Origin of the sequence: Streptomyces sp. AP-93, assembly GCF_022808175.1 — a bacterium.
GTDB lineage: Bacteria > Actinomycetota > Actinomycetes > Streptomycetales > Streptomycetaceae > Streptomyces.
Map to the genome: position 1 here is coordinate 1 of NZ_JALGBX010000009.1, position 20,180 is coordinate 20,180.

At 71.9% G+C, this 20,180-nt stretch carries 15 protein-coding genes; 8 read left to right on the plus strand and 7 right to left on the minus strand.

The genetic code is table 11. The features are described 5' to 3' along the window. Positions 1-340: 340 nt before the first annotated feature. On the minus strand, positions 341-1,768 hold the full coding sequence (locus MTF69_RS16440) for a peptidoglycan recognition protein (RefSeq protein ID WP_243335116.1): 1,428 nt from the start codon (positions 1,766-1,768) through the stop codon (positions 341-343). Between the two features lie 149 nt (positions 1,769-1,917). On the opposite strand from MTF69_RS16440, the gene MTF69_RS16445 reads away from it, so the two are divergent. From MTF69_RS16445 to MTF69_RS16460, 4 genes are all read left to right on the plus strand, one after another. After that, positions 1,918-2,667, plus strand: a complete 750-nt coding sequence (locus MTF69_RS16445; RefSeq protein ID WP_243335119.1) for a TIGR03089 family protein — start codon at positions 1,918-1,920, stop codon at positions 2,665-2,667. Positions 2,668-2,846: 179 nt separating this feature from the next. Continuing rightward, the gene (locus MTF69_RS16450; protein WP_243335121.1) at positions 2,847-4,073 is read left to right on the plus strand and encodes an LCP family protein; all 1,227 of its coding nucleotides are present in this window, start codon (positions 2,847-2,849) and stop codon (positions 4,071-4,073) included. Positions 4,074-4,295: 222 nt separating this feature from the next. Then, the gene (locus MTF69_RS16455) at positions 4,296-6,032 is read left to right on the plus strand and encodes an LCP family protein (RefSeq protein WP_243335123.1); all 1,737 of its coding nucleotides are present in this window, start codon (positions 4,296-4,298) and stop codon (positions 6,030-6,032) included. A gap of 101 nt (positions 6,033-6,133) precedes the next feature. Next, entirely contained in the window at positions 6,134-7,813 is a 1,680-nt protein-coding gene (locus MTF69_RS16460; protein ID WP_243335125.1) for an LCP family protein, read from the plus strand. A 94-nt stretch (positions 7,814-7,907) separates the two neighbouring features. Here the strand turns inward: MTF69_RS16460 and MTF69_RS16465 are convergent, their stop codons facing one another. Continuing rightward, a complete protein-coding gene (locus MTF69_RS16465; protein WP_243335126.1) occupies positions 7,908-8,948 on the minus strand; it encodes a glycosyltransferase family 2 protein in 1,041 nt (346 codons plus the stop codon). A gap of 141 nt (positions 8,949-9,089) precedes the next feature. Between MTF69_RS16465 and MTF69_RS16470 the strand changes: the two genes are divergently transcribed. Beyond that, positions 9,090-10,613, plus strand: a complete 1,524-nt coding sequence (locus MTF69_RS16470) for an LCP family protein (RefSeq protein ID WP_243335128.1) — start codon at positions 9,090-9,092, stop codon at positions 10,611-10,613. 21 nt (positions 10,614-10,634) lie between these two features. Here the strand turns inward: MTF69_RS16470 and MTF69_RS16475 are convergent, their stop codons facing one another. Then, on the minus strand, positions 10,635-11,177 hold the full coding sequence (locus tag MTF69_RS16475; protein ID WP_243335130.1) for an acyl-CoA thioesterase: 543 nt from the start codon (positions 11,175-11,177) through the stop codon (positions 10,635-10,637). Positions 11,178-11,283: 106 nt separating this feature from the next. On the opposite strand from MTF69_RS16475, the gene MTF69_RS16480 reads away from it, so the two are divergent. Then, positions 11,284-12,657, plus strand: a complete 1,374-nt coding sequence (locus MTF69_RS16480; protein WP_243335132.1) for an LCP family protein — start codon at positions 11,284-11,286, stop codon at positions 12,655-12,657. A gap of 68 nt (positions 12,658-12,725) precedes the next feature. Here the strand turns inward: MTF69_RS16480 and MTF69_RS16485 are convergent, their stop codons facing one another. From MTF69_RS16485 to MTF69_RS16495, 3 genes are all read right to left on the minus strand, one after another. Continuing rightward, the gene (locus MTF69_RS16485; protein ID WP_243335135.1) at positions 12,726-13,808 is read right to left on the minus strand and encodes an NDP-sugar synthase; all 1,083 of its coding nucleotides are present in this window, start codon (positions 13,806-13,808) and stop codon (positions 12,726-12,728) included. A 141-nt stretch (positions 13,809-13,949) separates the two neighbouring features. Next, positions 13,950-14,600, minus strand: a complete 651-nt coding sequence (locus tag MTF69_RS16490; protein ID WP_243335137.1) for a hypothetical protein — start codon at positions 14,598-14,600, stop codon at positions 13,950-13,952. A 141-nt stretch (positions 14,601-14,741) separates the two neighbouring features. Continuing rightward, positions 14,742-15,914 carry an acyl-CoA dehydrogenase family protein gene (locus tag MTF69_RS16495; RefSeq protein ID WP_243335139.1) on the minus strand — a complete coding sequence of 391 codons (1,173 nt, stop codon included), beginning with the start codon at positions 15,912-15,914 and terminating at the stop codon, positions 14,742-14,744. 208 nt (positions 15,915-16,122) lie between these two features. Here MTF69_RS16495 and MTF69_RS16500 point away from each other — a divergent pair, with 208 nt between their 5' ends. Together MTF69_RS16500 and MTF69_RS16505 are read left to right on the plus strand one after the other, a co-directional pair. Continuing rightward, entirely contained in the window at positions 16,123-17,475 is a 1,353-nt protein-coding gene (locus tag MTF69_RS16500; protein ID WP_243335140.1) for a UDP-glucose/GDP-mannose dehydrogenase family protein, read from the plus strand. 205 nt (positions 17,476-17,680) lie between these two features. Then, positions 17,681-18,997, plus strand: coding sequence for a glycosyltransferase family 87 protein (locus tag MTF69_RS16505; protein WP_243335142.1), 1,317 nt, complete (start codon positions 17,681-17,683; stop codon positions 18,995-18,997). Positions 18,998-19,004: 7 nt separating this feature from the next. Here MTF69_RS16505 and MTF69_RS16510 read toward each other — a convergent pair whose 3' ends face one another. After that, positions 19,005-20,084 carry a membrane dipeptidase gene (locus MTF69_RS16510; RefSeq protein ID WP_243335144.1) on the minus strand — a complete coding sequence of 360 codons (1,080 nt, stop codon included), beginning with the start codon at positions 20,082-20,084 and terminating at the stop codon, positions 19,005-19,007. Positions 20,085-20,180: the final 96 nt, after the last annotated feature.

Here is a 20,180-nt window from a genome sequence, read left to right on the forward strand (position 1 = left end):
CGACAGAGGGGACACAGTCATACCGGGCCCGGAGGCCAGTGGCCCCATTGCAGGACCGCGAAAAACATAACGGGGGGGGGCCGGGGGCGGGCCTCCGTGCAGCGGCGACGCCCCCGGGAACGGGTCCGGGCGGCGCCCGGGGAGCGGGCGAAGGGTGGGTGGGGGAACCCGCCCCTCAGGGACCAGCCAGCCGCGCGCGCCCACCGTCCCCCGCGCCGGGACGGCAGTGGCGGCAGCCCGGACCGGCCCCCGCCGGACGGAGTTCGGCGCAGCGGCGCGAAGCCCGGGAGGCCCGCCAGGGCCGAGTGGTGCGAGTGCCGCGTCAAGAAGGAACGCGTGGCTACGGGCGGCCCTGGAGTTTGGCTGAGGCGGTTCGGGTGGGGGGGAGTTGGGTGTAGAGGTGGCGGCCGGGGCATTCCGTGGCGAAGCCGTCCCGGTGGCCCGAGATGACGTTCAGGCGGACGTTGCTGCCCTTCGTGTAGAGGTTGCCGCCGCCCGAGCGCAGCGTGGTCTTCGCGCGGGGGTCCGCTCCGAAGAGGCCCAGCTTCCAGGCCGTGAGGCGGGCCACCGCGTCCACCGCAGGCTTGGGGGGCGCCGTGGAGGCGAAGGTGCCGATGACGGCCACGCCCATGCTGTCCGTGTTGAAGCCCATGGTGTGCGCGCCGAGCACCGCCTTGGCGACTCCGCCCGCCCGGCCCTCGTAGACGGTGCCGCACTTGTCGACGGCGAAGTTGTAGCCGATGTCGCGCCAGCCGCTGCTGACCACGTGGTAGCGGTACAGGCTGCGCAGGACCGCCGGGGCGTCCTTGCAGGCGTAGTTGTTGCCCGAGGCGGTGTGGTGGACGAAGGCGGCCTTGACCGTGTTCGTGTAGACGAAGCCCTTTTCGCGCAGGCTCTCGTCCGCGCCCCATCCCAGCCGGGTGACGATCTTCGGGCGGGGGCCGATGTACGGGGCGGCCGCGAGCGCCTCGTCGGCGAGGACCGCGTCGGCGGTGGAGTCGGCCTTGTTGAGGGCGGGGATCTCCTGGGCGCCCAGGGGTGCCATCGGGACGTTGGCGGAGGAGGACTCCGCCATCTCCATCGTCATGCCGGGGAGGAGCGCCAGCTCGCCCTTGTCGTCGTCGTCGACGACGGGCGAGGGTTCCGCTGTGCCGTTCTTCGCGTCCGAGTGGGGGCGGGACGAGTCTCCCGGGTCCACCAGTTCGATGCGCATGCCCGTCGGGAGCCCGCTGCTCACCACGTGGCCGCCCGGTTCCGCGTGGACGCGGACCTCGATGCCGTCGGACTGCCCGACCCACAGGGGGGCGGTGCTGCCGCGGACCCGGCCGGAGCCGCGTTCGACCGTGTCGGGGTCGGCGGCGTGTTCGCTGCTGTGGGTGTCGACGTCCTGCCATTCGGACCAGGCCGAGGTGACCACGGAGCGGGTGCGGACCTGGACGCGGCCGTCGAGGTGGGTGCTCGCGTCGTCCCAGACGACGCCGACCAGCGAGAAGGTCTTGACCTCGCGCGCCGACAGGCCCCGCGTCTCGGGCAGCCGGGGCGAGGTGCTCATGCCGCGGGCCACGGGGGCGCGGTCCGCCGCGGGTCCCACGGGGACGAGCGGCAGGGACTGGGTGGATCCGGCGGGGGCCGCGGGGGCTGCCGAGCCCGCCCCGGCCGATGACTGCGTCGCTGCCGGGTGGGCGAGGGCCGTGGAGGAGAGCGCGAGCGGCAGGGCCAGTGCGGCAGCCGTCGCGACGCCGATCGAGGAAGCAAGGAATGCACGCATGGAAAGGATGCTCGGGACTGCCCGGGGCCGGCGCCATCCGAGAACTGACGCGCCGTCCGGTCCGGGCGGCATACCCCTCCTCCGTACGGGGGATCGTGCTGCGGCCGTACGGAGGAGGGGCGCGGGCCGCCCCGCGTAGGCTCTGGTCCGTGAACGCCACTGACCGCACCCCTGCCGACCTGCTGCGATCCGCGCTCGCCGCCGATCCCGGCCGCCCGCTCGTCACCTTCTACGACGACGCCACGGGCGAGCGCGTCGAATTGTCCGTCGCCACCCTCGCCAATTGGGTGGCCAAAACCGCCAATCTGCTCCAGGGCGACCTGGGCGCCGAGCCGGGCGACCGGCTCGCCCTGCTGCTCCCCGCGCACTGGCAGAGCGCCGTGTGGCTGCTCGCCTGCGCCTCCGTCGGGGTCGTGGTGGAGGTGGGCGGGGATCCGGGCGGCGCCGATCTCGTGGTGAGCGGCCCGGACACGCTGGAGGAGGCCTCCGCGTGCTCCGGCGAGCGGGTGGCGCTCGCGCTGCGCCCGCTGGGCGGGCGCTTCCCGCAGCCGCCGGCCGGGTTCGCCGACTACGCCGTGGAGGTGCCGGGGCAGGGCGACCGCTTCGCGCCCTTCCAGCCCGTGGACGCGGACGGCCCGGGGCTGGTGGTGGGCGGCGAGGAGCTCTCGTACGCCCGGATCTGCGAGCGGGCCCGCGAGGACGCGGCGAAGCTCGGCTTCGGCGAGGGGGCGCGGGTGCTGTCCCGGCAGGGCTACGACAGCTGGGAGGGTCTCTCGGCCGGGCTCTACGCGGCCCTGGCCACGGGCGGCTCCGTGGTGCTGTGCCGCAATGCCGAGGGGCTGGCGGACGGGGCGCTGGCGCAGAGGATCGAGAGCGAGCGGGTCACCCACACGGCCTGACCCGGCCCGCCCCCGCCGTCACCCACACCGCCCAATGCCGGATATCGGCCATTTGTCACCCACATGGCCCTATACACGGTCGCGCCCCCGGGCCGCATCGATCACCCGGGGGCAGGATCGGCACAGGCCGTACTCACCCGTACGGCCCGTACCGGTTCGGGTGAGGGGACGGAACGCGAGTGACGGACAGCGCGGGCATACCGGGCGGCACCGATGCGGCCGGAGGCGAGCAGCCTCCGAACGGCCGCAAGCGGCGCCGGCTGCTGCGCTGGATCGGGCTAGGGACCGGCCTGCTCGTCGTCGTCGGGGCGGGCACGGGCTGGTGGATCTACTCCAAGCTCGACGGGAACATCGCCGAGGACACCTCGGCCGCCGCCGAGCTGCGGCGCTATGACAAGGAGCGCCCGGCCCACCTGGCGGGCGGCGCGCAGAACATCCTGCTGATCGGCTCGGACTCGCGCACCGGTGCAGGCAACGCCCCGTACGGGCAGGACGAGGGCACGCAGCGCTCGGACACCACGATCCTGCTGCACCTGCCGGCGGACCGGAAGAGCGCCACGGCGGTGTCGATACCGCGGGACCTGATGGCGGAGGTACCCGCCTGCCTGAAGGCGGACGGCAGCCGCACCCGGGAGCAGTTCGCCCAGTTCAACTGGGCCTTCGAGTGGGGCGGCACCGCCTGCACGATCCGTACGGTCGAGGCGATGACCGGGATCCGGGTCGATCACCACATGGTGCTGGACTTCAACGGCTTCAAGAAGATGATCGACGCCATCGGCGGGGTGGAGGTGTGCCTGCGCCGGCCGGTGGACGACACCGAGGCCAAGCTGAAGCTGCCGGCGGGCCGGCAGACCCTGCAGGGCGAGCAGGCGCTGGGCTTCGTACGGGCCCGCTACAGCCTGGGCAACGGCAGCGACACCGAGCGGATGGAGCGCCAGCAGGCGTTCCTCGGGTCGCTCGTCAAGAAGGTGCAGAGCAACGGGGTGCTGCTCAATCCGGCGCGGCTGTACCCGCTGCTGGACGCGGCGACCTCCTCGGTGACCACCGACCCGGGGCTGGCCTCGCTGCGGGGGCTGTACGAACTGGTCCGGGGCGTACGCGACATCCCGACCGACCAGATCAAGTTCCTCACGGTGCCGCGCCGGCCGTACGCCGCCGACCGCAACCGGGACGAACTGCGCCAGCCGGACGCGACCCAGCTCTTCCAGCGGCTGCGGGCGGACCAGCCGCTCACCATCGCCCCGCCCGCGGCCACGGCCACGCCCGCTCCGGCCGGGGAGCGGGACGAGGCGGCGGCCGGCGACGCGACGCGCGCCACGGCGGACGGGCCGGGAACCGCGGACCAGCCCCCCACTCCCGTCCCCACGTTCACCGGCACCACGGCCGGTGTGGCGGACTGCCGGTAAAGCAATCCCAAAAGCCGGTGCCCGGGCCGAGCTTGTTGGGGCGATTGCCCCGTTGTAAGTGCGTGGAATTCATCACCAGCATGGTTTGCGGCGAACGTGTCCGGATAAGGTGAGCGATCCGGCGCCCGGCCAGCACAGAGGCCGTGTGCCAGCAGCCGGATCGTTGACCGTGCGCCTGGGGGAGGCGCGTCGCGAAGCACCGACGGAGGATTCGAGCAAACCGTGGATGCGCAAAGCCGTGGACGGGCCGACGAGATCGACCCCGCAGACCAGTGGGTACTCAACCCCCGCACCGGCAACTACGAGCTGCGACTGGAAGATTCCGCTGCGCAAGCACCCGCGCAGCGGTCCGTCCCCCGCGCGGCGCCCCGCAGAGCCCCCGTTCCTCCCCGCTCCCCCGCGGCCCCGTCCCCCGCGGTCCCCGGACCGCGCCGCGGCGACGGCCCTCCGCCCGGCGGCGGCCGGCGCGGCGCGCGTTCGCGCAAAGTCGGCGGCGGGGGCCGCAAACGGGCCCTGACCATCACCGGCGGGACCCTGGCGGTGCTGCTGGTCGGCGGCTCGGTGGCGGGATACCTCTACTACCAGCACCTGAACGGCAACATCGTGGTCACCGATGTCGGGGACGCGGGCACGAGCGGCGGCTTCCGCAAGGACCAGCCGATCAACATCCTGGTCATCGGCACGGACAAGCGCAGCGGCGCGGGCAACGAGGGGTACGGGGACGCCGGCAGCGTCGGCCACGCCGATACGACGATCCTCTTCCACGTCTCGAAGGACCGCTCCAACGCCACGGCGCTGTCCATCCCGCGCGACCTGATCACCGATCTGCCGGTCTGTCCCACGAAGCAGCCGGACGGTTCGACGAAGGACATCCCCGGCGAGCGCGGGGCCCGCTTCAACACCAGTCTCGGGCAGTCGGGCCGCGACCCGGGCTGCACGATGCGCACGGTCAGGGAGCTCACCGGGATCCAGGTCGACCACTTCATGATGGCCGACTTCAACGCGGTGAAGAACCTGAGCACGGCGGTCGGCGGGGTGCCGGTGTGCGTGGCCAAGGACGTCAACGACAAGGACTCCAAGCTCAAGCTGACGGCGGGCGAGCACCGGCTGCAGGGCGAGCAAGCGCTGGCCTTCGTACGGACCCGGCACGCCTTCGGCAACGAGAGCGACCTCGACCGCATCAAGACCCAGCAGCAGTTCCTCGGTTCGATGATGCGCGAGATGAAGTCCAAGGAAACGCTGACGAGTCCGAAGAAGTTCCTCTCCCTCGCGGAAGCCGCCACGAAGTCGCTGAGCGTGGATTCGGGGATAGGTTCGATCGGGAAACTCACCGCTCTCGCGGGCGAGTTGAAGAGCATCGACCTGAAGAACATCACCTTCACCACGCTTCCGGTGCTCGACAATCCGGCGGAGAAGGTCAAGGCCACCGTGGTGGTCAACCAGGCTCAGGCCGAACCGCTGTTGCAGATGATCCGCGGGGACGTCTCGCTCACGGAGGTCGAGAAGAAGGAACAGGCCGCGAAGGACGCGGCGGCCTCGGACGCGAAGGCCAAGCTGGACGCCCTCATGCAGGGCCCCCGCGCGGCGGCCAAGGACGTCCGGGTGGACGTCTACAACGGCGGCGGCCCGGCCGGATCCGCGTCCGGCACGCTGAACTGGCTGCAGAACACCGAGGGGGTGCTCAAGTCCAGCAACCTGGGCAACGCGCCCGCCAAGGTGGCGGCCACGCAGCTGGAGTACGCACCCAACCAGGCCGATCAGGCCAGGGCGTTGGCGGACATGATGGGGCTTCCCGCGACGGCACTGAAGCCGGGCACGGCCGACGCCGCGCCCAGGACGCCGATGAAGCTGACGCTCGGCGCGGACTTCAAGGGGGCGGGAGTCTCCATGACGGCGCCTCAGAAGGCGCCGGAGGGCGTCCAGCGGGTCGAGGCGGACAAGGCCGTCTGCGCCAAGTGACCGACAGGCGGGCCGACCGGCCCTCCGCGGTCACGAAATGACGTGCCGGAGCACATCGGACCGGCACAATACCGACACAGAGTGATCGTGATGGGGGACGCGTGAGGCACAGCAGCGTGCAAGGGGAGGGGGCGCCGGGCCCGGCCGGCGACGGCATATCCGGCGCCGGCACCCGTCCGACGGCCACCAGTGCCGTACCCGCGCCGAGGTCCGGCTCCGGTCACCGCCGCGCCGGTCGCGGGAGCGGCGGCGGCAAGCGGCCGGTCCGGCGGGGGCGGCGCGTACTGCGCTGGGCGGCCTCCATCGTGGCGCTGCTCATACTCGTGACGGCGGCGGCCGGTTACCTCTACTACCGCCACCTCAACGGCAACATCCGCAGCGGCCAGCGCCTGAGCGGCGACAGCGGGGTCGCCAGGACCGAGGCCGACGCCGCGGGCCGGCGCCCGCTCAACATCCTGATGCTCGGCTCCGACAGCCGCGACAAGGCGGAGAACCAGGAACTCGGCGGTGGCCGGGACCTGGTCGGCGCCCCCGCGCGGGCCGACGTGCAGATGCTGATCCACATATCGGCCGACCGGAAGAACGCCTCGGTGACCTCCGTTCCGCGCGACACGATCGTGGACATCCCGGAGTGCACCGACCCCAAGTCCGGCGAGAAGTACAAGGCCACCAAGGCCACGATCGACCAGAGCTTCGGGCGCGGGGGTGCCGGCTGCACCCTGGCCACCTGGGAGAAGCTGGCCAACGTCTACGTCGACCACTGGATGACGATCGACTTCGCCGGTGTCGTGAGCATGGCCGACGCGATCGGCGGCGTCGACGTCTGCGTCAACCAGAACGTCGACGACTCCTGGAAGCCGGGGTTGGAGAAGGGCGGTTCCGGCCTCAGGCTGGAGGCGGGCAAGACCACGATCCAGGGCGAGCAGGCGCTCCAGTGGCTGCGCACCCGGCACGCCTTCGGCAGTGACATGGGCCGGGCCAAGGCGCAGCACATGTACATGAACTCGATGATGCGCGGGCTCAAGAGCCAGAACGCCTTCACCGACCTCCCCCGCCTCACGGGCCTGGCCGAGGCGGCCACGAAGTCGCTTCAGGTGTCGGAGGAGATCGGGACGGTCAAGAAGCTCCTCGACCTCGCCCTGCTGCTCAAGGACGTGCCCGTCAACCGCATCACGACGGCCACGATCCCGGTGCTGCCGGCGCCGAGCGACAGGAACCGGCTGATCGTCAACCCCACGGACGCCCCGAAGGTGTGGGACCTGATCCGCAAGGACGTCGCCATGGACAAGAACGGCGACCCGGCGCCCGCCGGGAGCGGATCGCCGTCGGCCCCCGCGGCGACCCCGCAGCCGTCCTCGGCGCCGCCGGCCTCCGACCCCGCGAAGATCGCCGTGCAGGTGGTCAACGGCACGGGTGTCGGGGCGCAGCCGGTGGGCAAGCGGGCCACGGCCATCGCGGGCCAGCTCGTCGCCAAGGGGTTCGCGCTGGCCAAGGCGGACGGCGCGCTCACCCCGGAGAAGGCGACGGTCGTCCGCTACGCCACGGACGCGCAGGCCGCCGACGCGCAGAGCGTGGCCGCGGCGCTCGGCATCCCCGCCACCTCCGTGCAGAAGTCGGCCGCGGCGTCCAGGATCACGGTCCTGGTGGGCGCGGACTGGCGCGAGGGCACGGTCTACCCGCAGCAGGCGCCGCCCGAGGCCGGCGACGTCCCGGAATCGGCCGACGTGCTCAACGGCACGGACACCAGCTGCATGGACATCTACAAGCCGTACCGCTGGTGAGCTGACACCTTCACACTGAAGCGAGCCGAACACACCGAAGGGGTGACCCGGTCCCACGAGGACCGGGTCACCCCTTCGGTGCATGTACGCGAGCTCAGAGCTCGGCGGCGTCCCGGCTCACCGACGGGCGGCGGCTCGCGATGACCTTGGCGGCGAGCGAGCGCGGGCTCGTCAGGAAGCCGTAGCCCCAGCACAGGTGCATGGTCGCCAGGGCGACGGGGATCCGCAGCCGGGCCCTGACCGACAGGCCCTTGCCGGCCGGGAGGGACCCGGCGGTGATCGCGGCGAGGTAGCCCGCCGGGACGACGAAGGCCCACGGGGTGACGGCCGCTCCGACGACCAGACCGGCGGCGATCGCGCAGACCGCGGCCGGCGGGGCGAGGTAGCGCAGGTTGATGGAGCCCGAGTGGTAGCGGGCCACCACGTGGCGCCAGCGCCCGTAGTCCTTGTACTGCTTGGCGAGCGCCCGCACCGAGGGCCGCGGTCGGTACTGGACCTTCAGCTCCGGCGAGAACCAGATGAGCCCGCCGGCCTCGCGGATGCGGAAGTTCAGCTCCCAGTCCTGCGCGCGGATGAACTCCACGTTGTACCCGCCGGCGGCCTCCAGGGCCTCCCGGCGGAACACCCCGAGGTAGACGGTGTCGGCGGGGCCGGCCTTGCCACCGGTGTGGAAGGCGGCGTTGCCGACTCCGATCCGCGAGGTCATCGCGGCGGCGACGGCGTCCTCCCAGGGGTTCTCGCCCTCGGCGTGCATGATGCCGCCGACGTTCTGCGCGCCGGTCTCCTCCATGAGGCGGACCGCGGTGGCGATGTAGTTCGGGGAGAGCATGCCGTGGCCGTCCACGCGCACCACGATCGGGTGGCGCGAGGCCTGGATGGCCGCGTTGAGGGCGGCGGGGGTGCGGCCGGTGGGGTTCGGGACGGTGTGGACCCTGGCGCGTTGATTGGACGCAGTTTCGCGTACCAGCTCGGCGGCGATCTCGTCCGTACGGTCCGTGGAGGGCCCGAGCGCGATCACCACTTCCATCTCACCCCCGTACTCCTGTCCGAGGATGTGGTGGACCGAGTCGCGCAGATGGCGCTCCTCGTTGAGTACCGGCATGATCACCGAGACTGGGGGCTGCTGGGCGGGCATGTGGTCCTTCAAGGTCGGGTATCGGTGTCACGTTACCGCGTACGGGGGAACCGGGTGCGCGCCGGATGAGCAGTACGGACAACGGCTGATCGTATGGACCTACTGTTCTGACGAATCTGCCGAACGTGCGAGGTGTCCCCCGTGCCCCAGCCGCACCGTCCCACCCGACCCGCCCTGCCCGCCCGGTCCGCCCGGCCGTCGCAGCGCGCGCCGCGGCCCGGCGGTCCGGCCGGATCCCGGGCGGGCGGGTACCGGCCTGCGGACAGACCCCGATGGGGGGTCCGGCTCGCCGCGGGGCTGTCGGCGCTGGTCCTGGGCTCGGGAGCCCTCGGACACGCCGTGATGACCGGGCTGGACACCGGGATCCAGCGCGTGGACCCCTTCAAGGACATGAAGAACCGCCCGCAGGCCGGGCACGGGGTGAACTTCCTGCTCGTCGGCACCGACGGCCGCGACAAGATCACCGCCGAGGAGAAGCGCGAGTACCGCCTGGGCGGCGCGCCCTGCCACTGCACCGACACCGTCATGCTGGTCCACCTCTCGGCGGACCGGGCCCGGGCGAGTGTGGTCAGCCTCCCCCGCGACAGCTTCGTGGAGCTGCCCGCGCACGTGGACGGCTCCAGCGGCAAACCGCACGGGGCCCACCCCGTGAAGCTCAACGCCGCCTACGCCGAGGGCGGGCCCCAGCTGACCGTGCGCACCGTGGAGAACATGACCCGCGTGAAGATCGACCACTACCTGGAGGTCGACTTCACCAGCTTCATGAAGACGGTCGACGCCATGGGCGGCGTGGAGATCTGCACCGCCAAGACCATGAAGGACCCCAACACCGGCCTCGACCTGCTCCCCGGCACCCACCGGCTCAGCGGCGGCCAGGCCCTGCAGTACGTGCGCTCGCGCCATGTCGACGGGGCCTCGGACCTGGGCCGGATGCAGCGCCAGCAGCGGTTCATCGCCGCTCTGATCAAGCAGGCCACCGGGGGCGGGGTACTGCTCAACCCCGTCAAGTTCAAGCAGGTCAGCTCCACCCTGCTGGGCTCGGTGCGGGCCGACAGGGGTTTCGGTTCGGAGCAGATGCTGGCGCTCGGGCAGGCGATGCGCGATTTCACCCCGTCCTCCTCGGAGTTCGCCTCCGTGCCCGTCGGCAACCCGTCCTTCCCGGTCAAGGGCATCGGCTCCACCGTGAAATGGGACGAGGGCAAGGCCGCGAAGCTCTTCCAGGCGCTGCGCGACGACCGCCCGCTGTCCCCGGCCCCCGCACCCGGCAAGCCGGTGCGCCGGCAGCCGGCGGTGCCGGTGGACGTGCCCCCGGGGCAGGTCCGGGTCCAGGTGGAGAACGGCACCCGGATCGACGGACTGGGCACCCGGGTGGACTCGGCGCTGCGCGCCACCGGCTTCGACACCACCCGGGCTCCGGGGAACGGCGCGAGCCGGGAGGTCAAGCGCACGGTGATCACGTACGACCCGCGCTGGGACCGGTCGGCCCGTACGGTGTCGACCGCGCTGCCCGGCAGTGAGATGCGGGCCGTGCGGGGGCAGGGGCGGACCGTCGTGGTGATCGCGGGCGCCGACTACCGCAAGGTGGTGGCGGTGCGCGCGGAGGACCCGTACCAGGGCGAATTCGGCGTGGTCACCGGTGACCAGGTGGTCTGCGGCGGCTCCTGACCGGACCCGGCGGGGAGGGGCCTAGACGTCGGCGTCCAGCCCCTGTGCGGACCGCTCTTCCCGCAGGTCGCGGATGGCCTGGCGGCGGGCGAGCCGGTGGGTGCGGCGGATCTGGGCCTCCTGGTAGCGCCGCTCGTCCCGCTCGGTCTCCCGGATCACCTGCGGGACCTGGCGGGGCTTGCCCTCGGCGTCGACCGCGGTGAAGACGAGGTAGGCGCTGCCGACCTGGGTGGCGGGGGTGGACTCGTTCCACCGCTCCGCGAGGACGCGTACGCCGATCTCCATGGAGGAGCGGCCGGTCCAGTTGCACTGGGCCTTGACGTGGACGAGGTCGCCGACGCGGACGGGGGCGAGGAAGGCCATCTCGTCCATGGAGGCGGTGACCGCCGGGCCGCCGGAGTGGCGGCCGGCCACGGCGCCGGCCGCGTCGTCCACCAGCTTCATGATCACACCGCCGTGCACCGTGCCGAGGAGGTTGGTGTCGTTGGCGGTCATGATGTGGCTCAGGGTGGTGCGGGAAGCCGAGATCGGCTTCCCCGCCGGGTCGCCCGGTATGTCTGTCATGGGGACAGCTTAAGTGCGCTGCCCCGGCATCAGCTCTGCAACAGCACCGGTACGAAGAGCCACCCGGGGTGTTCCGCGGTCCTCCCGGCCAGGCATTCTTGGGGACATGAGTGACAGGGACGGGTGGAGCGGCGAGCAGGACCAGCGCGGCCGCCGCGATGACGGGTACGGCCGCGGCAGCGGCCAGGCGGAGCCGGAAGGCGCGCGGCGGATGAGGCACGTCCAGCGGCCCGGCCCCGGCCCCCAGGCGTCCCGGCAGCCCCAGCTGCCGCCGCAGCCGCAGCAGCCCCCGCGCCGCCCGGCTCAGCCGCCGGCCGGGCCCGCTTACGTGCCTCCGCAGCAGGACGGCTCGTACAGCGGCGGCAGCTCCGGCGGCAGCTACGACAGCGGCTACAACACCGGCCAGGTCTACGGCGGCGGCCAGGCCGCCCGCCCGCCCGCCGGGCCGCGCGGGCGCGGACCGGGTGGCCCCGGCGGCCCGGGCCGGTCGGCGGGACCGGCCCCGGACTGGCGCAAGCGGATCAAGATCGGCTCGATCGTGCTGGTCTCGGGCCTGCTCGTGACGGGCATCGGAACGTACTTCTGGGCCGACTCCAACGTCCGCCGCGAAGTCGACCTCTCCAAGGTCATCGAGCGCCCGAAGGAAGGCGACTGCACGACCTACCTGATCGTGGGCTCCGACAGCCGTGAGGGCATGTCCGCCGAGGACAAGAAGAAGCTCCACACCGGCTCGGCCGAGGGCAAGCGCACCGACTCGATGATGATCCTCGCCAAGTGCTCCAGCGGGAACACGATGATCTCCCTGCCGCGCGACTCCGACGTGGAGATCCCGTCCTTCGTCGGCTCCGAGTCGGGCAAGAAGTTCGCGGGCACCGGCAAGCGGACCAAGCTGAACGCGGCGTACGCGCAGGACGGCCCGGAGCTGCTGGTGCGGACGGTGGAGTTCAACACCGGCCTGCGCATCGACCACTACGCGGAGATCGGCTTCGCCGGCTTCGCGAACATCGTGGACGCGCTGGGCGGGGTGGAGCTGAACATCGAGAAGGGGTTCAAGGACGAGAAGTCCGGGGCCGACTTCAAGGAGGGCACCCAGACGCTGAACGGCGAGCAGTCGCTGGCCTACGTACGGACCCGGTACGCCTTCGCCGAGTCGGACCTGCAGCGGACCAAGAACCAGCAGAAGTTCCTGTCGGCGCTGGCCAGCCAGGCGGCGACCCCGACGACGATCCTGAACCCGTTCTCGCTGTACCCGGTGCTGGGCGCGGGTCTGGACACGCTGATCGTGGACAAGGACATGGGCCTGTACGACATGGGGTCGATGTTCTTCGCGATGAAGGGCATCAGCGGCGGTGACGGCGTGTCCATGAACATGCCGATCTCCGGTCAGCGCGGCGGCAACCTCGTCTGGGACAAGGCGAAGGTGCAGCAGCTGGTCCAGCAGATCCAGAAGGACGAGAAGGTCACCGTCCGCGGGAACTGATCACGGAGGCGGGGCGCCCCTTGCCGGGGCGCCTGAGCCGACGCCCGGGCTCCGGCCCGGGCGTCGGCTCAGGCGTCGGAGGAGAACCGGATCGCCGCGTCGGGCAGCTGCGCCCCGCACCAGATCCGGGCGCCGGCACGGAGCTCGTTGTCGGCCCCCACGACGGCTCCGTCACCGATGACGGCGGCGTCCAGTACGGTCCGCGCGCCCACCGAGGCGCCGGCGCCGATCAGACTGGCGGACACCTGTGCGTCGGGGCCGACGACCGCGTCCGCCAGCACGATGGAGCCCTGGACGACCGCACCGGCCTCGACGCGGGCTCCGGCGCCCACGACGGTGCCCCCCGACAGCTTGGCGCCGGCCGCCACGTGGGCGCCGGGCAGGACGAGGGACTCGCCGCGGCGTCCGGGGACGGCCGGGGAGGGGACGACGCCGCGGACCAGGTCGGCGGAGGCCTGGATGATCGCCTCCGGCTTCCCGAGGTCCATCCAGTACGTGTTCTCGGTGACCCCGTGCAGGGTGGCCCCGGAGGCGAGCAGCCCGGGGAAGGTCTCGCGCTCCACGGAGACGGACCGGCCGGCCGGGATGGTGTCGATCACGCTGCGCCGGAAGACGTAGCAGCCGGCGTTGATCTGGTCGGTGATGATCTCCTCGGGCGTCTGCGGCTTCTCGGTGAAGGCCAGCACCCGCCCGTGGGCGTCGGTGGGGACCAGGCCGAAGGCGCGCGGGTCGTCGACCCGGACCAGGTGCAGCGAGACGTCGGCGTCGGCCGCCTTGTGCGATTCGACGAGCCCGGCGATGTCCAGGCCGGTGAGGATGTCCCCGTTGAAGACGAGCACGGAGGAGTCCGGCCCGCCGGTGAGCAGCCGCGCCGCGTTGCGGATGGCGCCGCCGGTGCCCAGGGGCTCGTCCTCGACCACGTACTCCAGGTGGACGCCGAAGTCGGACCCGTCCCCGAAGTAGGGCTCGAAGACCTCGGCGAGGTAGCAGGTGGCCATCACGATGTGCGTGACGCCGGCGGCGGCGGCGCGGGCGATCTGGTGGGCGAGGAAGGGAACACCTGCCGTGTGGACCATCGGCTTCGGCGTGTTCACCGTGACGGGGCGCAGCCGCGTCCCCTGTCCGCCGACCAGCAGGATCGCTTCCGTCATTTGCGTTCTCCCCAACCGGTTCCGGCGTACGAAGGTCCAAATTTAGCCCATCCGGGGGATCCCCAGGGGGCAGGTGCCCGATGTGTGCGGCCGTCTGCGCCGCTGCTCAGGGCGTCACGGCGGTCGCGGCGGTCATGTCGGTCAGGATGCGAAGGGGTTGGCGTGACCGGGGAGCTGCTGGCCGGGGCGCAGGAAGCGCTCCGCTCCCCGCTCGTCGCGCACCTGGAGGTACCCGGCGTCCCGCAGCCGCTGTGCGATCCGGCTCCGGCGGACCGCGCCGAACCGGAAGGCGCCGACCAGGAAGGCGGTGAGGGTGACGCCGACGACGAGCCCGAGGACCGGCTTTCCGAGGGCCGCCATGAAGAGGGCGGCGAAGGCGCAGAACCCGTACGCGGTCATCTGCTGGCGCTTGTCCACCGCGGCACCCCCGATGTCGAACCGGATCCGGTCCTTCATCCCGGCGACGGCCTCCGCCGCTTCCGCCAGGGGCTTGAGCGTTCCCTGCCGCATCCCCGGCACCGTCCCGCCGTTGCCCGCCTGCGGGTGTGCGGTGATCGCGGCCGCCTCGCGGGCCCGGGCCTCGGGGCGCGGGTCCCGGTACATCCGGACCAGGACGTACGCCTTCTGATGCCCGGTGCGCAGCGTCTCGTAGTACTCGAAGCCGTAGCACTCGGCGATGTGGGCCAGGGAGGCACCCCGCACGTGCTGGATGGTCCCGTTGGAGCCGATCTCCAGGACGTCCTGCCGGGCGATCTGCTGCATCAGTTCCGCTATGTCACGTTCTACGAACACGTTCGTTCCCCGCCCCGAAACCCGCCCCTGATCCCGTACCGAAGACCGGCCGGGCGCACAGCCTAGCCACGCCGTACGGGGCGTCCGCGGCACCCCCGGCATATGTCGGGGGCGCACGCGTTCACACGGGCCGGGGCCTGCCTACGGCAGGTTGCGGGCCATGACAATCCGCTGGATTTGGTTCGTTCCTTCGTAAATCTGAGTAATTTTCGCGTCGCGCATCATGCGCTCCACCGGGTAGTCACGGGTGTAGCCGTAGCCGCCGAGGAGCTGGACCGCGTCCGTGGTGACCTCCATGGCCACGTCGGAGGCGAAGCACTTGGCCGCGGCGCCGAAGAAGGTGAGGTCCTCGTGCGGGCCGCCGCCGGAGACGCGCTCCGAGCGGGCCGCGGCCGAGTACGTCAGCTGTCGGGCGGCCTCGATCTTCATGGCCATGTCCGCGAGCATGAACTGCACGCCCTGGAAGTCGCCGATCGGCTTGCCGAACTGCTTGCGCTCCTGGACGTAGCCCTTGGCGTAGTCCAGGGCGCCCTGGGCGATGCCCAGCGCCTGGGCGGCGATGGTGATGCGCGTGTGGTCGAGGGTCTTCATCGCGGTGGCGAATCCGGTGCCCTCGGCGCCGATCATGCGGTCGGCGGGGATGCGGACGTTGTCGAGGTAGACCTCGCGCGTCGGGGAGCCCTTGATGCCGAGCTTCTTCTCCGGGGCGCCGAAGGAGACGCCCTCGTCGGACTTCTCGACGACGAAGGCCGAGATCCCCTTGGAACGCTTCTCCGGGTCGGTGACGGCCATGACCGTGTAGTACTCGGAGACGCCGGCGTTGGTGATCCAGCGCTTGACGCCGTTGAGCACCCAGAAGTCCCCGTCGCGCACGGCGCGGGTCTTCATGCCCGCGGCGTCCGAGCCCGCCTCGGGCTCGGAGAGGGCGTACGAGAACATCGCGTCGCCCTTGGCCAGCGGGCCGAGGTACTTGGCCTTGAGCTCCTCGGAACCGGAGAGGATCACCGGGAGCGAGCCGAGCTTGTTGACCGCCGGGATGAGGGAGGAGGACGCGCAGACGCGGGCCACCTCCTCGATCACGATCACGGTCGCGAGGGCGTCGGCGCCCGCGCCGCCGTAGGTCTCGGGCACGTGGACGGCGTGCAGGTCGCTGGCGACGAGGGCGTCCAGGGCCTCCTGCGGAAAGCGGGACTCCTCGTCGACCGCGGCGGCGAAGGGCATGATCTTCGCCTCGGCGAGCGCGCGGACGGACTCGCGGAGCATGTCGTGCTCCTCGGCCGGGCGGTACAGGTCGAAGTCGGCAGAACCCGCCAAGATCTCTCACTCCCCAGGTGGTGCGTGGTGTTAACTACCGTTAAGTAGCCCAAGCTTAGTATCCGGCCGCCGACCGCGACACGGCCGTCGCACGTGAGTTGCATGACAGCGGGGCGGCTACCCGGTGACGGACTCCGGAATGCATCCCCGGCCACCGGCCCGACTATGCTCGGTTGCCGCGAACGGCCCCGCACCTCCAGGAGCACTCATGGCCCCCCTCAAGATCACTGTGATCGGCACCGGATACCTCGGCGCCACGCACGCCGCGGCAATGGCGGAGCTGGGGTTCGAGGTGCTCGGACTGGACGTGGTGCCGGAGAAGATCGCCATGCTGGCCGGCGGGCGCGTGCCCATGTACGAGCCGGGGCTGGAGGAACTGCTGGCCGCGCACGTGGCCGGACTGCCGGGCTCCACGGGCCGGCTGCGCTTCACCACCTCCTGGGAGGAGGTCGGCGCCTTCGGCGACGTCCACTTCGTCTGCGTGAACACCCCGCAGAAGCACGGCGAGTACGCCTGCGACATGAGTTACGTCGACTCCGCCATGGAATCGCTCGCCCCGCACCTGACCCGGCCCGCCCTGGTCGTCGGCAAGTCCACCGTGCCCGTCGGCTCCGCCGAGCGCCTCGCCGCGAAGCTGACCGCGCTCGCCCCGGCCGGCGAGGAGATCGAGCTCGCCTGGAACCCGGAGTTCCTGCGCGAGGGCTTCGCCGTCCAGGACACCCTGCACCCGGACCGGATCGTCATCGGGGTCGACGGCGAGCGCGGCGAACGCGCCGAGAAGGTCCTGCGGGAGGTCTACGCGACCCCCATGGGCGAGGGCACGCCGCTGGTCGTCACCGACTTCCCCACCGCCGAGCTGGTCAAGACCGCCGCCAACTCCTTCCTCGCCACGAAGATCTCCTTCATCAACGCCATGGCCGAGGTCTGCGAGGCCGCCGGCGGCGACGTGGCGAAGCTGGCCGAGGCCATCGGACACGACGAGCGCATCGGCAAGAAGTTCCTGCGCGCCGGCATCGGTTTCGGCGGGGGCTGCCTGCCCAAGGACATCCGCGCGTTCATGGCGAGGGCCGGCGAGCTCGGCGCCGACCAGGCCCTGACCTTCCTGCGCGAGGTCGACTCCATCAACATGCGCCGCCGCGGCCACATGGTCGAGCTGGCCCGCGAGGCCGTCGGCGGTTCCTTCCTCGGCAAGCGCGTCGCCGTCCTGGGCGCCACCTTCAAGCCGGACTCCGACGACGTCCGCGACTCCCCCGCGCTGAACGTGGCCGGCCAGATCCACCTCCAGGGCGGCCAGGTCACCGTCTACGACCCCAAGGGCATGGACAACGCCCGCCGGGTCTTCCCCACCCTCGGGTACGCGGGCACCGCCCTGGACGCCGCCCGCGGCGCCGAGGTCGTCCTGCACCTCACCGAGTGGCGGGAGTTCCGCGACCTGGATCCCGCCGCCCTCGGCGAGGTCGTCACCGACCGGCTCGTCCTCGACGGCCGCAACGCCCTCGACCCCGACCGGTGGCGCGCCGCCGGCTGGACCTACCGCGCGATGGGCCGCCCCCGCGCCTGACGCGCGACGCGCGACGCGCGACGCTCGACGCTCGACGCTCGACCTGCGACGACCGACCCGCGACCGCCGACCCGCGACCCCGGCAGCCGACCCCCGGCAGCCCTTGATCCGCTTCGTTGCGGAATGCGCGGTTTCACATCTCGTCACCGGATCGTTGGCCAGAGCAGCCGGGACCGCGCGCGAGGGATCGCTAGACTCGCGGCCGATGACCAGTACGAGCACGACCATCGACTCCGCACTCCGGGGGCGCGCCGGCCGCCTGGCCATGGCGGGCTTCTGGCTGGCCACCCGGACGCTGATGGTGGTCCTCCTCGTGGTCAACCTGCACGGCACCTCCTCGGTGCGCGTGGAGATCACCCAGACCTACAACAACTGGTACGACGTCCTCGTCACGGGGACCATGCCGCACGACGACGTCATGTGGCAGTACCCGCCGGCCGCGGCGGCGATCTTCCTGTCGCCCGACCTGCTCCCCTTCCTCAGCTACTTCCAGGCCTTCGTCGCCCTGACCGTCATCTGCGACGCGCTGATCGCCATCGGCCTGGTCCGCGCCGCCCGCCGCGCCGACGGCAGCCTGGCCGGCGCCGTGCTGTGGCTGACCACGCTGCCGCTGCTGCTGTCGCTGCCCTTCGGCCGCTACGACCTCCAGGTCACCCTGCTCGCCGTCGGCTCGCTGCTGTGCCTGCGCTTCCGCCGCAAGCTCGGCGGCGTCCTCGCCGGAGTCGGCGCCCTGGTCAAGGTCTGGCCGCTGCTCACGCTGATCGGCACCCCGCGCGGCCGCACCACCCGCGACGCCGTCCTGTCGGCCGTGGCGGCCGGGGCCGTCCTGCTCGCCGTGCTCGCGCTGTTCTTCCGCGACACCCTCGGCTTCCTGGGCAACCAGGGCAACCGCGGCATCCAGGTCGAGTCCCTCGGCGGCTCGGCCCTGATGCTCGGCAAGCTCGTCGGCGCCTGGTCCGGGAAGGTCGAGGTCCGCTACGGCGCCTACGAGTACCTCGGCCCGTACGTCTCCAGCGTCGCCCTGCTCTCCGTCGGCCTCACGGTCGTCGGGTTCGCCTGGCTGCTGCTGTGGCGGGTGAAGGCCCGGCGCTGGACGACCGCGACCCCGCTGGACGCCGCGCTGTGCGCCATCCTCGTCTTCACCATCACCAGCCGCGTGCTCAGCCCGCAGTACCTGATCTGGCTGGTCGGCCTCGCGGCCGTCTGCCTGACCTGCAAGCACACCACGCAGCGGCCGGTGGCCTGGCTGATCGTGGCCTCCACCGCGCTCAGCACGGTGATCTACCCGCTGACCTACGGCTCGGAGATCCTCCCGGGCACCGGCTTCGGCACGTTCCTCCTGGTGCTCCGCAACGGCCTGCTGGGCTGGGCCGCCGTCTGGTCCTGCCTGCGCCTGTGGCGGGCGAGCGTGAGCCCCGTACCCGAAACCGGAAACGGGAACGGGAACGGGAACGGGAACGACGCCGGGACCGCGACGGCCCCGGCGCCCAAGGCCGGCTCCGAAGTGCCGGCGCGCGTCTAGCTCCCGCTCAGGGCGCTGCCCTACGGTGCTGCGCCGCGCGGGCCGTGAACTCCGCGTCGCGCACCACCCGCTGGGCGTTCCCCCAGGTCAGCAGCGCCAAGTCGGTCTCCGGCCAGCCCCGCTCCAGCAGTTCCGCGATCAGCCGCGGATAGCCCGAGGGGTCCGTCAGGCCGGCCGGCCGGGGGACTCCCGGCTCGGCGCCGAAGCCGGCGCCCAGGCCCACGCAGCAAGGGCCCGCGACGGCTCGTACGTGGTCCACGTGGTCCGCGACCGCGTGCAGGGAGTCCCCGGTGAGCGCGGTGTCGAAGCTGACCATCGCCAGGCCGTTCGCCGCGCGCAGCGCGAGCAGCACCTCGTCGGTGACGTTGTCCGGGTGCGGGTTGAGGGCGGCCGCCCCGGTGTGCGAGATGATCACCGGCGCCTTGGAGGCCGCGGCGAGTTGGCAGGCCGCCGCCGGCGGGCAGGCCTTGAGGTCCACCAGCATCGCCAGCCGGTTCATCTCCTTGACCACCTCGTGGCCGAAGGCGGTCAGTCCCTCCATCGCCCAGGGGGCCCCGGCCGGCGCGAGGATCCGTACGCCCAGCGCGTGGAAGGCGCGGAGCGCGCCCAGCGAGTCGGTCAGGGTGCGGCCGGGGACGGGGCCGAGGAAGGAGGCGATGCGGCCGCGGTTGCGGGCGTCGGCCAGGTCGTCGGCGGTCAGCGCCAGGCAGAGGCTGTCGGGGTAGCGGCGCATCAGGGCCAGCGCCCCGTCGATCTGTTCGAGGGTGTCGGCCACCACCTGGTCGGCGACCGGGGCCTCGCGCGGCGTGAGCAGCGACCAGAACTGGGCACCCACTCCCCCGGCGCGCAGCCGCGGGATGTCGGTGTCGACTCCCGCGTCCGAGGTGTCGATGTCGTGGTACGGACTTCTCCGAAGGGTCCAGACGAGGGTGTTGCAGCCATCCGCGACGGGATGGACGCAAAGCAGTGCGGCGGCCCGGTCCAGGACCCCTGAGAGCAATGTGCCGGTGGGATCCTCGGCTCCTAGGGAGCCGGGGCCCACGGGGGTCACCGGGTTCGTGTGCGGTTCGTCCTGCAGGTCGGCCATGGCGTGCGCTCCGGTCTCGGCGGCTGTGTCGTTGCGAAAAGCAGCGGGAGAGAAGCAGGGAAGACGTTGCCACCGTGACATGTGGGACGCCGGAGG

Bases quoted from the DNA above. Each gene is read 5' to 3' on its own strand.
- MTF69_RS16475 (WP_243335130.1), bottom strand. From the start codon at position 11,177: ATGACAGACATACCGGGCGACCCGGCGGGGAAGCCGATCTCGGCTTCC.
- MTF69_RS16510 (WP_243335144.1), bottom strand. From the start codon at position 20,084: ATGGCCGACCTGCAGGACGAACCGCACACGAACCCGGTGACCCCCGTG.
- MTF69_RS16465 (WP_243335126.1), bottom strand. From the start codon at position 8,948: ATGCCCGCCCAGCAGCCCCCAGTCTCGGTGATCATGCCGGTACTCAAC.
- MTF69_RS16500 (WP_243335140.1), top strand. From the start codon at position 16,123: ATGGCCCCCCTCAAGATCACTGTGATCGGCACCGGATACCTCGGCGCC.
- MTF69_RS16480 (WP_243335132.1), top strand. From the start codon at position 11,284: ATGAGTGACAGGGACGGGTGGAGCGGCGAGCAGGACCAGCGCGGCCGC.
- MTF69_RS16440 (WP_243335116.1), bottom strand. From the start codon at position 1,768: ATGCGTGCATTCCTTGCTTCCTCGATCGGCGTCGCGACGGCTGCCGCA.
- MTF69_RS16485 (WP_243335135.1), bottom strand. From the start codon at position 13,808: ATGACGGAAGCGATCCTGCTGGTCGGCGGACAGGGGACGCGGCTGCGC.
- MTF69_RS16505 (WP_243335142.1), top strand. From the start codon at position 17,681: ATGACCAGTACGAGCACGACCATCGACTCCGCACTCCGGGGGCGCGCC.